At 74.8% G+C, this 14,409-nt stretch carries 16 protein-coding genes; 6 read left to right on the top strand and 10 right to left on the bottom strand.

Annotated elements, in window-relative coordinates; all coding sequences use genetic code 11:
* Positions 1-35: 35 nt before the first annotated feature.
* The 4 genes from CLT72_RS03365 to CLT72_RS03380 form a co-directional block, all read right to left on the bottom strand.
* Positions 36-443 carry an arsenate reductase ArsC gene (locus tag CLT72_RS03365; RefSeq protein WP_089000735.1) on the bottom strand — a complete coding sequence of 136 codons (408 nt, stop codon included), beginning with the start codon at positions 441-443 and terminating at the stop codon, positions 36-38.
* Between the two features lie 14 nt (positions 444-457).
* On the bottom strand, positions 458-1,567 hold the full coding sequence (arsB, locus tag CLT72_RS03370) for an ACR3 family arsenite efflux transporter (RefSeq protein ID WP_101409468.1): 1,110 nt from the start codon (positions 1,565-1,567) through the stop codon (positions 458-460).
* 94 nt (positions 1,568-1,661) lie between these two features.
* A complete protein-coding gene (locus tag CLT72_RS03375) occupies positions 1,662-2,321 on the bottom strand; it encodes an arsenate reductase ArsC (protein WP_101409469.1) in 660 nt (219 codons plus the stop codon).
* Positions 2,318-3,001 carry an arsenate reductase/protein-tyrosine-phosphatase family protein gene (locus tag CLT72_RS03380; protein ID WP_101409470.1) on the bottom strand — a complete coding sequence of 228 codons (684 nt, stop codon included), beginning with the start codon at positions 2,999-3,001 and terminating at the stop codon, positions 2,318-2,320. The genes CLT72_RS03375 and CLT72_RS03380 overlap by 4 nt, the downstream gene beginning before the upstream one ends.
* A 138-nt stretch (positions 3,002-3,139) precedes the next feature.
* Here CLT72_RS03380 and CLT72_RS03385 point away from each other — a divergent pair, with 138 nt between their 5' ends.
* From CLT72_RS03385 to CLT72_RS03395, 3 genes are all read left to right on the top strand, one after another.
* A complete protein-coding gene (locus CLT72_RS03385) occupies positions 3,140-3,526 on the top strand; it encodes a DUF2267 domain-containing protein (protein ID WP_101409471.1) in 387 nt (128 codons plus the stop codon).
* A gap of 247 nt (positions 3,527-3,773) precedes the next feature.
* Positions 3,774-4,532, top strand: a complete 759-nt coding sequence (locus tag CLT72_RS03390) for a thioesterase II family protein (protein WP_101409472.1) — start codon at positions 3,774-3,776, stop codon at positions 4,530-4,532.
* A 114-nt stretch (positions 4,533-4,646) separates the two neighbouring features.
* On the top strand, positions 4,647-5,582 hold the full coding sequence (locus CLT72_RS03395) for a TauD/TfdA family dioxygenase (protein WP_101409473.1): 936 nt from the start codon (positions 4,647-4,649) through the stop codon (positions 5,580-5,582).
* Between the two features lie 8 nt (positions 5,583-5,590).
* On the opposite strand, the gene CLT72_RS03400 is transcribed toward CLT72_RS03395, so the two are convergent.
* On the bottom strand, positions 5,591-6,859 hold the full coding sequence (locus tag CLT72_RS03400; protein ID WP_101409474.1) for a hypothetical protein: 1,269 nt from the start codon (positions 6,857-6,859) through the stop codon (positions 5,591-5,593).
* Between the two features lie 323 nt (positions 6,860-7,182).
* Between CLT72_RS03400 and CLT72_RS03405 the strand changes: the two genes are divergently transcribed.
* Together CLT72_RS03405 and CLT72_RS03410 are read left to right on the top strand one after the other, a co-directional pair.
* The gene (locus CLT72_RS03405) at positions 7,183-8,817 is read left to right on the top strand and encodes a BCCT family transporter (protein ID WP_101409475.1); all 1,635 of its coding nucleotides are present in this window, start codon (positions 7,183-7,185) and stop codon (positions 8,815-8,817) included.
* 113 nt (positions 8,818-8,930) lie between these two features.
* The gene (locus CLT72_RS03410) at positions 8,931-9,509 is read left to right on the top strand and encodes an AAA family ATPase (RefSeq protein WP_101409476.1); all 579 of its coding nucleotides are present in this window, start codon (positions 8,931-8,933) and stop codon (positions 9,507-9,509) included.
* Here the strand turns inward: CLT72_RS03410 and prfH are convergent.
* The 4 genes from prfH to CLT72_RS03430 all read right to left on the bottom strand — a co-directional run bounded on the left by prfH (position 9,506) and on the right by CLT72_RS03430 (position 13,157).
* Positions 9,506-10,183, bottom strand: a complete 678-nt coding sequence (gene prfH / locus CLT72_RS03415; protein WP_101409477.1) for a peptide chain release factor H — start codon at positions 10,181-10,183, stop codon at positions 9,506-9,508. The genes CLT72_RS03410 and prfH overlap by 4 nt on opposite strands.
* The gene (locus CLT72_RS03420) at positions 10,180-11,355 is read right to left on the bottom strand and encodes an RNA ligase RtcB family protein (RefSeq protein WP_101409478.1); all 1,176 of its coding nucleotides are present in this window, start codon (positions 11,353-11,355) and stop codon (positions 10,180-10,182) included. The genes prfH and CLT72_RS03420 overlap by 4 nt, the downstream gene beginning before the upstream one ends.
* Before the next feature lie 184 nt (positions 11,356-11,539).
* Positions 11,540-12,484: a class D beta-lactamase gene (blaOXA, locus tag CLT72_RS03425; RefSeq protein ID WP_101409479.1), complete on the bottom strand. Its 945-nt coding sequence runs from the start codon at positions 12,482-12,484 to the stop codon at positions 11,540-11,542.
* Between the two features lie 67 nt (positions 12,485-12,551).
* Positions 12,552-13,157, bottom strand: coding sequence for a DUF4291 domain-containing protein (locus CLT72_RS03430; RefSeq protein ID WP_101409480.1), 606 nt, complete (start codon positions 13,155-13,157; stop codon positions 12,552-12,554).
* Between the two features lie 89 nt (positions 13,158-13,246).
* On the opposite strand from CLT72_RS03430, the gene CLT72_RS03435 reads away from it, so the two are divergent.
* A complete protein-coding gene (locus CLT72_RS03435; protein ID WP_089000721.1) occupies positions 13,247-13,729 on the top strand; it encodes a type II toxin-antitoxin system PemK/MazF family toxin in 483 nt (160 codons plus the stop codon).
* A gap of 3 nt (positions 13,730-13,732) precedes the next feature.
* On the opposite strand, the gene CLT72_RS03440 is transcribed toward CLT72_RS03435, so the two are convergent.
* Entirely contained in the window at positions 13,733-14,383 is a 651-nt protein-coding gene (locus tag CLT72_RS03440) for a flavodoxin family protein (protein ID WP_101409481.1), read from the bottom strand.
* Between the last annotated feature and the right edge of the window lie 26 nt (positions 14,384-14,409).

The following is a 14,409-nucleotide window of genomic DNA, read 5'->3' on the forward strand; positions in this document are numbered from 1 at the left end:
ACCCGTCCCCGGTCGGCCGAGCCCATCCGCCCCGGTCAGCCGGCGGGCACCAGCTCCCGCAGCAGCCGCTGCACCCGCGCCCGGATCTCGTCGCGGATCGGCCGGACCGCCTCGACGCCCTTGCCGGCGGGGTCTTCGAGCTGCCAGTCCTCGTAGCGCTTGCCGGGGAAGACCGGGCAGGCGTCGCCGCAGCCCATGGTGACGATGACGTCGGAGGACTCGGCGGTGGCGTACTCCAGCAGGGTCGGCGTCTGCGTGCTGATGTCGATGCCGACCTCCCGCATCGCCTCGACGGCGGCCGGGTTGACGGTCCCGGCCGGCGCCGAGCCGGCGGAGCGCACCTCGACGGCGTCGCCCGCGAGGTGCCGCAGCCAGCCGGCGGCCATCTGCGAGCGGCCGGCGTTGTGCACGCAGACGAACAGGACACTGGGCTTGTCGCTCACGGCGGTGTTTCCTTTCAGCGCGAAGCGGAGACGGTCGGCTGGCCCGGGGCCGGTGACGGGAAGAACCGGCGGCGTGCCCACAGCGAGACGTAGACGAGGGCGACCAGGACGGGCACCTCGATCAGCGGCCCGACCACGCCCGCCAGGGCCTGCCCGGACGTGACGCCGAAGGTGCCGATCGCGACGGCGATGGCGAGCTCGAAGTTGTTGCCGGCGGCGGTGAAGGCCAGCGTCGTGGTGCGCGCGTAGCCGAGGCCGACCGCCCGGCCGAGGGCGTACGAGCCGGCCCACATCACCGCGAAGTAGGCCAGCAGCGGCAGGGCGATGCGGGCGACGTCCAGCGGCCGGTCGGCGATCGCCTCGCCCTGGAGGGCGAACAGGACGACGATGGTGAAGAGCAGCCCGTACAGCGCCGCGGGGCCGATCCTCGGCAGGAACCGGTCCTCGTACCAGTCGCGGCCCCGGGCCCGCTCGCCGAGGCGACGGGTGAGGTAGCCGGCCACCAGCGGGATGCCCAGGAAGATCAGCACGTTGCCGGCGATGTCCCAGCCCGACACGGCCAGTTCGGCGCCCTCCAGGCCCAGCCAACCCGGTAGGACCGCGAGGTAGAACCAGCCGAGCACGCCGAACGCGAGCACCTGGAACACCGAGTTGAGCGCGACCAGCACCGCGGCGGCCTCCCGGTCGCCGCAGGCCAGGTCGTTCCAGATGATCACCATGGCGATGCACCGGGCCAGGCCGACGATGACCAGGCCGGTGCGGTACTCCGGCTGGTCGGCCAGGAAGATCCAGGCCAGGGCGAACATCAGCGCCGGCCCGACGACCCAGTTCAGCACCAGCGAGGAGACCAGCAGCCGCCGGTCGCCGGTGACGGAGTCGAGCCGGTCGTAGCGGACCTTGGCCAGCACCGGGTACATCATGATCAGCAGGCCGAGGGCGATGGGCAGCGAGACGCCGCCGATCTGCACCGCGTCGAGCGCGCTGTCCAGGCCGGGCACCAGCCGGCCGAGCAGGAGGCCGGCCGCCATGGCGAGGCCGATCCAGACCGGCAGGAACCGGTCGAGGCGGGACAGGCGTCCGACCACGGCCGTCTCGGCCGGATCGTCGTGCGTGGTGGTGCTCACGGGGCTCCCGTTCGGGTCGTCGGTGGGGGCGTGTCAGCGGCCGGACCCGCCGCGTCGCCCCCGGTGGGACGCGGCGATGGTTCGTGCGGGCAGGTCACAGGCGGGTGGTTGGCACGCCGAGCTGGTCGAGCAGCCGGCGGACCCGCCGCTCGATCTCGTCGCGGACAGGCCGTACGCCGGCCAGGTCCAGGCCGGCGGGGTCGTCGAGCTCCCAGTTCTCGTAGCGGGTGCCGGGGAAGACGGGGCACGCGTCGCCGCAGCCCATGGTGACCACCACGTCGGCGGCGCGGACCACCTCGTCGGTCCACGGTTTGGGGAACTCGTCGGCGATGTCGATGCCGCGTTCGGCCATCGCCGCCACGGCGGCCGGGTTGACCTCGGTGCTGGGCTCGCTGCCGCCCGACCAGGCCACGGCGGCGTCGCCGGCCAGGCGGGCGAAGAAGCCCAGCGCCATCTGCGAGCGACCGGCGTTGTGCGTGCAGAGGAAGAGGACCACCGGGCGGCCGTCGCGGTGGTGCCCCTCGACCCGGGCGAGCGCGCGCAGGCGCTGTCGGGCGAAGCGCTCGGCCAGGAGGGGCAGGAAGTGGGGGACGCTGCCGAGAGTGGCGAACTGTTCGTAGCTGGCGTGCAGGAACCGCTCCACGGTCTCCGTGCCGTAGGTGCCGTCGAACTCGGCGGCCAGCCGGGTCGCCGCGGTGCGCAGGGCGACCTGCTGGTCGACGGCGAGATTCGGGTGGGTACGGGTGTCGGTCATCGCGATGCTCCTGGGGTGACGGCGGGGGCGAGTCGCTCGACCCGGGCCTCGATCTCGGCGTACGCCGCCTCGAACGCCTCGTCGGTGTCGACGCGGACGGGGTCGGGCACCGACCAGTGCAGGCGGGGGCGGGCCGCACCGGTGAAGCCCTCGTGCGCGTTGTCGCAGACGGCGACGACCAGATCCTCGGCGCGTACGACGTCGTCGACGTGGGCGGTGCCGACCGGGTCGAGACGCAGCCCGTGGCGGCGGGCCACCGCCACGGCGCGGGGGTGCACCCGGCGGGCCGGGCGGGTGCCCGCCGACGCGGCCGGGGCGTGCGTGCGCCGCGTCCAGAGGGCGGCGGCGAGCTGGGAGCGGGCCGAGTTGTGGGTGCAGACGAAGACCACCCGGCCCACGTCGGCCAGCGGCGGCGGGGTCAGCGTCGACAGCACCGCCGGTCGCAGCCGCAGGTAGGCGCGGCGCCGGTCGCCCTCGGAGCGCGTGCGGGTGACCAGGCCGGCGTCGGTGAGCACCTTGACGTGGTGGGCCACCAGGTTGGTGGGCAGGTCGAGGGCGTGGGCGATCTCGCCGGGGGAGGAGTCACCCAGCAGCAGCGCGTCCACGATCGCCAGGCGCGCCGGGTCGCCGAGGGCGGCGTGGACCCGGGCGCGGGCGGTGAGCGAAGCATCAGCGTCCATTGACTCAATACTTGCTGAGTTATCGCGCCGGTGTCAAGCGAGGGTGGCGCGCTGCACCCGGACGCCCGGCCCACGGCGGGGCCGTTTGCCGGCACCGGGGGCGGGTATCCGTCGGGCCGGTGACGACAGGAGGCTGCCGTGCGGTTCCCCCTATTCGTCGACGCGGTGTCCCGCCGTGCGGGACTGCCCACCGCGCAGGCCGCCACGATCGCCCGTGCCGTGTTGCAGACGATGGTGGAACGGATGAGCGGCGCCGCCGCCGGCCGCCTCCCCGACGACCTGGACGGTTATCTCGGCGAGCCCGGTCCCGACGAGACCCCGGGGGGTGCGGCCGGACCGGCGGACTTCGTACGCCGGGTGGGGGAGCGGGCCGGGGTGGACGAGGCCACCGCCCGGGCCGGCACCGGCGCCGTCTTCGCCACCCTGCGGGAGGCGGTCACCGTCGACGAGTTCCGTGACATGGTGGCCCGGCTGCCCCGGGACTTCGACGGCATGACCCAACCGATCCCCCGACCGGACGCCTGACCAGCCACCCCGTCACCCGCCCGGCACGCGGATCATCGCGGTCGGGCAGCGCGCCTTATGCTGCTTCCGACGTGACGGTATAGGCAGATCATGAGGCCCCCGGGGAGCATGGCGAGCGGCCCGGTCGCAGTCCGCCCGCCCGTGCCCCGCAGGGCGCCGCGCCCCGGGTCGGTCCGGCGCGCCGCACCGGACGTCACCGTTCCGGCGACAGCGCCACCGGGACGGCCCCTTCGACGAAAGGCGCGCGGTGACCTGGTTCCTCTCCGCCAGCGACTGGCGCTCGGCGCCGGTCCAACTGTTCTGCCTGCCCTACGCGGGTGGGGGCGCCAGCGTCTTCCGGCGCTGGCAGGACGGGCTCGCCCCCGACGTCGAGGTGCTGCCGGTGCAACTGCCCGGCCGCGAGAACCGGATCAGCGAGAACCCCGTGTTCCGGGCCGCCGACGTCGCGTACGCCATCGCCGAGCGCATCCGCGGCCCGTACGCCATCTACGGCCACTCGATGGGGGGCCGGGTCGGCTTCGAGGTGGTCCGCGAACTGCGCCGCGCCGGGCGTCCGCTGCCGCTGCGGCTCTACGTCGGCGGCGCCCGCGCCCCGCACGTCAGCGCCCCCAGCCACTTCGACGGGTTGTCCCGGGTGGCCGACGACGAGCTGCTGCGCCGCCTGGAGGCCGGCGGCGGGCTGCCGGCCGGGCTGCTGGAGTACCCCGAGCTGGTCGAGCTGCTGCTACCCCTGCTGCGCGCCGACTTCGCGCAGGTCGACGACTACCGCTACAGCCCCGAGGCGCCGCTGCCGATGCCGATCGTGGCGTTCGCCGGCCGCGACGACGACACCGTCAGCCGGGAGCACAGCGACGGATGGCGGGAGCACAGCGCCGCCGGCTTCACCCTGCACGAGATCGACGGCGGGCACTTCTTCCTCAACGAGCGGCTGCCCGAGCTGCTCGCCGCGATCCGGGCGGACCTCGCCGCCGCCCACGCCGACATGCCCACCCGCCGCCTCGGGTGAGCCGCCCGCCTCGGCCGTCAGGGCCACGATCCCGCCGACGGGCGACGAGCCGTCAGGACCACCGTCCCGCCGCCGCCGTCGGCGACGTCGGCGGGCGACGACAGGAGCGAGAGCATGAGTGACCCGAGCGCCACGCTGCCGGTGGTCGTCGAGAACGACGGGCGCGAGCTGACCGAGCTGATCGCCACCCGCCGCGCGGAGCTGCGCGCGAGCCTCGTGGCGCACGGCGCCCTGTTGTTCCGCGGGTTCGACGTGGGCGGCGTCGAGGGCTTCGACCGGGCAGTACGGGCGCTTTCCGGTGAGCCGCTGCCCTACACCGAGCGTTCGTCGCCCCGGCACGCCATCGCCGGGCGGGTCTACACCTCGACCGACTACCCGCCGGACGAGGAGATCTTCCTGCACAACGAGAACTCGTACCAGGCCCGCTGGCCGCTGACGCTGTTCTTCCACTGCCTCACCCCGCCGCACACGCAGGGCGCCACCCCGCTGGCCGACGTCCGCCGGGTCCACGACGAGATCGACCCGACCGTACGCGAGGAGTTCGTCCGCCGCCGCTGGATGCTGGTACGCAACTTCCACGGCGACTTCGGCACCCCGTGGCAGCACGTCTTCGGCACCGAGGACCGCGCCGAGGTCGAGGCGTACGCGGCGGCGAACCGCATCGAGGTGCAGTGGCGGGGCGCCGACGGGCTGCGTACCCGCGCGGTGCGCGACGTGGTGCACCACCGGCCCGGCTCGGACACCCCGCGCTGGTTCAACCACGCCACGTTCTTCCACGTGAGCACCCTGTCCAGGGACCTCCAGGAGGGGCTGCTCGCCATGTTCGGCACCGAGGGACTGCCGGCCAACACCTACTACGGCGACGGCGGCGAGATCCCCGCCGACGTCATGGAGCACCTGCGGTCGGCGTACCGGGCGGCGAGCGTCCGCTTCGACTACCGGCGCGACGACGTGCTCGTCGTGGACAACATGACCGCCGCGCACGGGCGGGAGCCGTTCACCGGCCCCCGCAGGATCGCCGTCGCGATGGCCGAGCCGCACACCCCCTGACGCCCGCCTCAGGCGTCCCCGTAGCGGTCGGCGACGTCGGCCTCCGGCAGCTCCTCCGGATCGGCCACCCAGGCGGAGAAGACCGGCACCCCGTGCCACGGGCCGGGCGCCGCGCCGCCGGCCCGGTCGTCGGTGGCGACGGCCACCACGGCGTACGGGTGGCCGAAGCGCAGCTCCGCGACCCGGGCCACCCCCTCCGGCGGCAGGCTGAGCGTCGCGGCGAACCCGGTGACGGCCGCCGCCTCGAAGCCGTACCGGCCGTAGCGGGCCATCGCCGCCTGGGCCGCCTCGAATTCCAGGCCCGGCTCGTCCAGCAGTTCCCCGAACACCCGCGCGACGGCCGGGAAGCCCAGGCCGGGCGCGCTCAGCCCGTGCCGGCTGCGGGCCGACCAGCAGGGCAGCACCGCCGTCGCCCGCTCCTCCCGGCCGTCCGGCGCGTTGGTGCGGGTCGGCTCCTCGCGCAGCGCCCACAGCGGGCCCTCGCCCAGCGGCACGTCGAACAGGGAACGCCGTGCCGGCAGGTGCCCCTCCGGCGTGTCGGCGGCGACCGCCGCCAGCTCGTGGGCCGCCGCGAGGACGTCCCCGGCCGGCACGTCGGGCGCCGCGACGACGGAGACCACCAGCAGCCCGGCCGCGCCGTCGGCGGTCCGCGCCGGCCGGGCGGGGGCGGCGTGCACGGCGACGGTGCCGGCCCGCGTGGTGTCGGCGATCCAGCAGCGGTGGCCGTGCTCCGGGCTGCGCAGCGCCCGGCGCAGCCCACCGGCCCAGGCGCTGCCGGACCCGAGCGCGTCGGCCGGTGCCACCTCGAACGGGGTCGCCCACGAGACCCGGGTGGCCAGCGCGCTGGCCAGCACCAGCAGCACCTGCGGCGTGACCGTCAGCGGGAACGCCTCGACGAGCCCGAGCGTGTGCTCGCGGGCCCACGCGTCGAGCCCGGCCTGCTCCGGCAGCACCCCGGTCGCGGTCGACGCGGGCAGGGTCCCCCGCCACCCGTCGAGCCCGGCGCTCGCGCGTCCCGACCGGTGCCAGAACGCGGTCGCCGAGGGCACCAGCGGATGCGGCGCCGCCAGCAGGGCGTGGGCGGCCGTGGCGGCGGTCTCGGCGTCGGTGCCGAGCGCCTCCTCGAGCGCCGCACGGGTCGCGCCGGTGGCGGCCGGCGCGGCGAGCGCCAGCAGCAGCCACGCGCCGAGCGGGGAGGCGACGTGGTGCCCGTCGCCGGTCACGGCGCGCAGACGGTCGGCGTAGCGGGCCAGGGGCGTACGGATGTCGGTCGTCACCGCCCCACTGTGCCCGCTCGACCGGCCGCCGTCACCACCACCGTCGCGAGCCGCCCCGGGTTTTGTCACAGCACTGTCATGAGACCGCAGGGTCTCCTCCACCATCGAAGCCGAGAGTGATCGCCGGTCGTCGCCGGCGTCCCCGGCAGTCGGACTCCGGCCGGCTCCCCGAGCCGCCCGTGGACGTCGGCGCGCTCAGCGACACCTGTCCGAGTTCCCGGGCGCCCAGACGGGGCGCGGGACAACCCGAGATGCGGGCCGACCGGCGCGCGGCGCCGGCAACGCGCCCTGCGTGTCTGGACGCCCACGGAGGTCCACAAAACATGACCGTGTCCGCCACAGGCCCGGCAACCGACGACACCCCGCCGGACGGCGCACCCCCCGGACCGGGCAACCCCCGGCAGGGCATCGACCGGACGGTGCTGGGCGTCGCCGCCGTGGTGTCCGTCCTCTTCGTCGCGTGGGGCATCGTCGCCACCGACAACCTGGCCTCGGTCAGCGGCACCGCGCTCGACTGGGTGGTCCGCTCGTTCGGCTGGGTCTTCGTGCTGGCCAGCACCGGCTTCGTGGTGCTCTCGATCTGGCTGGCGTGCAGCCGGTACGGCCGGATCAAGCTCGGCCGCGACGACGACGAGCCCGAGTTCTCCACCGTCTCGTGGGTGGCGATGATGTTCAGCGCCGGCATGGGCATCGGCCTGATGTTCTGGGGCGCCGCCGAGCCGCTGTCGCACCTGGCGACCCCGCCGCGCGGCCTCAACGAACCGAACACCCCGCAGGCCGCCCGGGTGGCCATGGAGTACTCCCTGTTCCACTGGGCACTGCACCCGTGGGCGATCTACGCCGTCGTGGGCCTGGCGCTGGCGTACTTCACCTTCCGCAAGGGTCGGCGTGGCCTGATCAGCAGCGCCTTCTTCCCCCTCATCGGCCAGCGCGCCGACCGTGGGCCCGGCCGGGCCATCGACGTCTTCGCGATCCTCGCGACGCTCTTCGGGTCGGCCGTCTCCCTCGGCCTCGGCGCCCTCCAGATCAACAGCGGGCTCACCAACCTCTGGGACGTGCCGAAGTCCACCCCGCTGGCGATCGGCATCATCGCGGCGCTCACCGTGGCGTTCGTGGTCTCCGCCGTCACGGGCGTCAAGCGGGGCATCCAGTTCCTGTCGAACACCAACATGGTGCTCGCGGTGGCGTTGATGTTCTTCCTGCTCGTGGTGGGCCCGACGGTCTTCGTCCTCAACACGCTCACCGCGTCGACCGGCGGCTACCTGTTCAACCTCGTCCCGATGAGCTTCCGCACCGGCGCCTTCGGTGGCGAGCAGTGGATGGCCGGCTGGACCATCTTCTACTGGGCCTGGTGGATCTCCTGGACCCCGTTCGTCGGGGCCTTCGTCGCCCGCATCTCCAAGGGCCGCACCATCCGTCAGTTCATCCTCGGTGTGGTGGCCGTCCCAAGCCTCGTCAGCGTCGTCTGGTTCTCGGTGTTCGGCGGCACCGCCGTCGACCTGCAACTCGGCGGCACCGACCTGTCGTCCGCGGTGAAGGAGAGCCCCGAGGCGGCGCTCTTCGCGGTGCTGCGGGAGTTCCCGTTCTTCACCGTGACCGCGATCCTGGTCATGGTGCTGGTGGCGCTCTTCTTCGTCAGTGGCGCCGACGCCGCCTCGGTGGTGATGGGCACGCTCTCCTCGCGCGGCAACCTGGAGCCGAAGGCCTGGCTCGTCTCGATGTGGGGCGTCCTGACCGGCCTGGTGGCCGCGGTGCTGCTGCTCGCCGGTGGGCTGTCCGCCCTCCAGTCGCTGACGATCCTGGCCGCCCTGCCGTTCCTGTTCGTGATGGTCGGGATGGTGGTCGGGCTGCTCCGCGAGCTGCGGCGCGAACCGGACAGCGCCACGATGGCCCCGCAACTGCGCGCCCTCGTGTCGGCCACCGCACGACCGGCGCCCACCGATCCCGACGCTTCCTGACCGCCACCCGTGACGCGGGCCGCCCCGGACCGGGGCGGCCCGCGTCGCGTCGTCCGCCCGTACGATCGTGGGCGTCCGTACGGGCTCCGCCGGGCCGAGCGAGGAGGCACACCGTGACGCAGGCTCCGCCGGCCGCCGCGTCGGCGCCGCGCCTGATCGTGCTCAACGGGCCACCCGGCTGCGGCAAGTCGACGTTGGCCCGCCGCTACGTCGAGGATCACCCGCTCGCGCTCGACCTCGACATCGACCGGATCCGCGATCTCGTCGGCCGGTGGCGTGACCACGCCGGTCCCGCCGGCCTGCTCGCCCGTACCGTCGCCCTGGCGGCGGCCCGGGCGCACCTGGCCGGCCGCCACGACGTGATCGTCCCGCAGTTCCTCGGGCGCATCGAGTTCATCGAGCAGGCCGAGCGCGTCGCGCACGACACCGGCGCGGACTTCCACGAGATCGTGCTGCTCGACGACAAGGAGAACGCGCTGCGGCGCTTCGCCGAGCGCAGCCGTACCTCCAGCGACCCAACGCATCTCGACGCCCAGCGCCTGCTCGACCGCCACGGCGGGGCCACGGAGCTGGCGGCCATGTACGACCGGCTGCTCACGGTCGTGGCCGCCCGGCCCGGCACGCGGGTGGTGCGCAGCGAGCACGGCAGGGAGGACGAGGCCTACCGGGACCTGCTCGCCTGCCTCGCCTAGGACGCGGTCCCCCGGCCCCGTCGGGTCGGCAGTGGACGTGTCGGGGCCGCCTCCCGCTCCGACGGCTCCGGGCGCTCCACGCGGGTGGGGTCGCCACGGACGAGTTCGTCGTGGATGCGCCAGCGTGCGGCGACGACGGCCCGCCCCGCGGCCTCGTCGCCGCGCGCGATGCGCTGCCGCAGCAGTTGGAGGGCGAGGCGGCGGTTCAGGCTGAACTGCCGTTCCGTGTCGACCACGACCACGAGGCCCGAGGGCCGGTGGGTCGCGCGCACCGCCGTGCTGGCCTTGTTCCGGTGCTGGCCGCCCGGCCCGCCGGTGCGGCAGGCCACGATGTCGACGTCCGCCTCCGCGAACGTCGTGACCGGGCTGTCGAGCCGGCACGGTCGGGCGACGACGTACCAGTTCTTCCGGCCGGTGCCCGCCCGGTAGGGGCTGGGGGCCTGCCAGCACAGGGTGCCGGTCCACGAGGCGGTGAACGCCTGGGCGTCGTCCCCGTCGATCCGGATCAGGGCCGACCGGAAGGTGCCGGGCCGGTCGCCGGGCACCGTCTCGACCCGCTGGGTCGTCAGGCCCCGCCGGGCGGCGTCGGCCTCGAGACGGCGCAGCAGCCGGGCCAGCGCCCAGGCGCACTCCTGCGGGCCGCGCCCGGCGGACATCAGCAGGTGCGGGCTCATGGCCGGCCCCGCCTGCGGCGGTCGTCCCGACGGTCCGGCCGGGCGGCGGACCCGACGTCCGGCGTCTTGTAGGTGACCAGGGGGACGGTGGTGGCCACCGGGGTGGCCAGACCGTGCTCGACGAGGTCGTCGACCACGCGCTCGATCCGTTTGTAGGCCGTGGGCGCCTCCTCGAAGAGCAACTGGCGGTCGCCGCACACCACCAGCGAACCCACGGGGGTGCGGCGCAGCTCCTCGACGGTGTGCTTGGCCCGGCTGCGCCGCAGGGCGTCCGCGCGGGACATCTTGCGACCCGCGCCGTGCGCCACCGAGTGGTTGGCCTCCGGGCCGGCATGGGCGGCCACCAGGTAGGAGGGGGTGCCCCGGGTGCCGGCGACGAGCACGTCGCGGTCGTCGCCCGGTGCGGCACCCTTGCGGTGCAGGTAGACCCCGTCGCGGACCTCCACCAGGTTGTGGCACTGGTCGACGACGGGCGCGGTGGGCTCGGCCCCCAGGGCGTGGGCGACCCGGGCGGCCAGCAGCCGGCGGTTGAGTGAGCCCCACCGTACGGCGTCGTCGTGCGCCGCCAGGTAGGCCGCCGGGTCAGGGGCGGGGCCGGCGCCGTGGGTCTCGGTGTGCGCCCGCAGGATGCGCTCGCCCAGCCCCCGGGAGCCGGAGTGTACGACGAGCACGAGGTCGCCGGCGTCGAGCCCGAGGCGGCCCGCGTGGCCCGGCTCGAAGACCGTCCCGACGCGCGCCAGTTCGACGAAGTGGTTGCCCCGGCCGACCGTGGCGAGTCCTTCGGTGTGCCCGGCGGGGATGTCGCCGTGCAGGACGGCCCAGGCGGGGTCGTCGGCGTCCCGCTCGGGGTCGAGCGGGCGGTCGAGGTCGGGGAAGCGGGCGGCGAGCCGCTCCGGCACGGCACGCTTGAGCCTGATCGGGAACACGGCGATGCCGCAGCCGATGTCGGAGCCCACCAGGAACGGGTACAGCACGGTCGAGGCCATGGCGGCGCCGATGGGGGCGCCCTTGCCCGGGTGCAGGTCCGGCATGGCGGCGACGTGGACCATGCCGTCGAGGGCGGCCACCTGCCGGCACTGCGCCAGGGCGTCGGACTCGATCCAGCTCGTGGGGGAGGCGAACACGGCGACCGTGGCCGGGGCGGACTGCGGCAGGAACTGGTGCGGAGACAAGGACGCTCGCTTCTCGCGTAAACGGGAATGGACGGACGGCACCACGACACCGGTCGGTGCCGCGCGCCTCGGCGATGGGGGTTCTGCCCGTCAGAACGTCATGGCCGACACGATTCCGGATGCCGGCCGCGCGCGGCAACCGGTTATCGGCCGTGTCCGTGGACCGCCCGGTGGCGGGTCGAGGTCAGGGGGTGGGCAGGGCGCCGAGGCGGTGCAGCAGCTGCCGGCCCAGCGGCAGGCGCTTGTCGGCGTCGCCGTCCGCGCGGACGTCCACGTTCAGCGCGAAGCAGTACAGCCGGTCGCCGCGTTCGACCCAGCCGACCCACCATCCCGTGCCCGGGTCGGTGGCGTCCGTCCAGCCGGTCTTGCCGTACAGGGCGTACCCGCCGGTGCGCTCCAGGCGCAGGATGTCCCGGACGGTGGCCTGGTGCCCCCGGTCGGCCGGCAGCTCGCCCCGGGCCAGCCGGGCCAGCCACCGCGCCTGCTCGTCGGCCGAGATCTCCAGCGGCCCGCTCAACCAGAACCGGTCGACGACCGACCCGACCTCGCCGTTGCCGTAGCCGAGCCGGCGCAGCCACTCCCGCTCCCGCTCCGGCCCGATGCGGCGGGCCAGCTCCTGGAACACCGGCACGTTGGAGACCCGGACCGCGTCGCGCAGCCCCATGTCCCGCTCCCAGGCGGCGACGCGCTGCGGCCCGCCGCCGTACGGCACCTTCTGCCGCTCGTCGCGCACCACGCCGGTCTCCAGCGCGATCAGGCTGTGCGCGATCTTGAACGTCGAGGCGGGGACGAGGCGCCGTTGCGCCCGTTCCCGGTCGACCATGACGACGCGTCCGGCCGTCACGTCGTACATCACGAAGGTGCCCCGCAGGCCGGCCTGCCGGAACACGCCCGCCAGGTCGTCGCGGACCTCGACGGCCGGCGTCGGGGACGGGTCGGTGGCGGCCGTGGCGGACGCGACGCCGGCCGGCGGGGGTTCCGGACGCCCGCTGCCGGTGCAGCCGGTGGCACCGGCCAGCAGGACCAGGGCGACGGTCGCCGCGCCTGCGGCCCGCCGCCGGGAGCGGGTGCGCGCCCCGACGGCGGTCGGCTGCGTGACCAGGCTCCGCGTCCGTACCGGGAAGACCATCCGCCACCGCCTCCTCCGTGCCCGCACCGACACCCCAGTCAAGCACGCGCAAGGGGTACGGCGCGGCTCACGGACGCGCCGTCGCGCCGATCACGGCGGCCACCTCGGGCGGCAGCGGATACGGGCGCTCCGGCGGCAGCAGCGCCTCGGCGGCGGTGTCGTCGCCCGCGTCGAGCGCCGCGCGCACCGCATGGGCGGTCGGGGTCACGTCGGTGAGACCGACGAGCCACTCGTCGACGTAACGCCGCACCGCCTCGCCGCCGAGCCCGACCTGGAGGGACCGGTGCGGCAGCGGGGCCAGGCGCAGCGACCGTTCCGGGTCCCACTGCACCCGCACGGGGCTGGCCCGCAGCCGCCGCGACCAGGTCTCCCGGTCGGGGTGCAGGTCGCGGTCGTAGCTGCTCGGGCACGAGTTGGCCAGCGCCCACTCGAAGCCGGCGCGGGTGATCTCGACGGCCAGCACCCGCTCCTGCCCGGGTTTCGCGCCCCACCCGCAGCGGTACATCATCCAGCGGAACGACGGCTTGATCCACGTCATCCGTTCCCGCTTGAACGGCGGCACGAAGCGGCCGGCGGCCAGCGCCGGACCCGCGATCTCCGGCGGGTACGCCTGGTACACGGTGACGGTGTCGGCGGTGTGACGGGCGCGGACCTGATGCGGGGGAACCGGCATGGCGCCGATCCTGACGGCTCGCCCCGGGCCCGGTCCACCGGATTGTCCCCACCGGGCCGCCGGTCCCGGCGGGGGATAGGCTGCCGGTCGTGGCAGGACTTCTCAGGAGTGTGGCGGCCCGCATCGGCGGGGTCATCCCGTCGCCGCGTCGGCCCCGGCCGGGCCCGGCGCAGGTCGCCCGTCCCCGCCAGGTGGCCGCGTTGCAGCGCCGGCAACTGGCGTACGCCCCGGAGCGCGACGGGCACGCCGATCCGGGGGAGATCGTCTGGACCTGGGTGCCGTACGAGGACGACCCGCGCCAGGGCAAGGACCGCCCGGTGCTGGTGGTGGGCAGGCACAGCCGGACGCTGTTCGGGCTGATGCTGTCCAGCCAGAGCGAGCGCGACGGGCAGCGGCACTGGCTCGCGCTCGGTCCGGGCGAGTGGGACCGGGACAACCGGCCGAGCTGGGTGCGGCTGGACCGCGTACTGACCATGCGCGAGGACGGCATCCGCCGCGAGGGCGCGGTGCTGGACCGGGCCCGGTTCGACCGGGTGGGGCAGGCCCTACGGGCCGGCTACGGCTGGCGCTGAGCGTCAGGCCGGCTCGCGGCTCGGGCCGACCGCGGCGTCGCGGGCGTCCGGCGGCGGGTACGGCTGCTCGGCCAGGAGCCGGGCCAGGTGCGCGCTGTTGAGCGCCAGCGCCTTCGTGGTGCGTCCCGTGGTGTCGGGCTTGGGGCGGGCGTCGATGTAGTCCACCTTGTGCAGCGCCTCGCCGACCCAGTAGGTGGCGCCCGCCGCGGGGCAGGTGAAGCCGACCTCGTTGAGGGCCTGCTGCACCTCGCCGATGGTGTGGTGCGCGCCGTCCTCGTTGCCGACGACCGCGACCCCGGCGACCTTGCCGTAGGTGAGCAGCCGGCCCTCGGCGTCGGTCTCGGACAGCTCGGCGTCGAGCCGCTCGAGGACCATCTTGCACACCGCGGACGGCTGGCCGAGCCAGATCGGTGTGGCGATGACGAGGATCTGCGCGGCCATCAGCTTGGACCGGATGGCCGGCCAGCCGTCGCCGTCGCCCTCGTCGGTGGAGACCCCGAACCGCACGTCGTGGTCGACGACCCGGACCAGGTCGCCCGCCACCCCCTGCCCGGCGAGGGCGTCGAGCACCTCGCGCCCGAGCACCTCGGCGCTCGACGGGGCGGGGGACCGCTTGAGGGTGCAGTTCAGGACCACAGCGCGGATGCTCGCCACGGTGGTTCCCCTTCCGGCCGTTGTGG

It is taken from the genome of Micromonospora sp. CNZ309 (assembly GCF_002846525.1).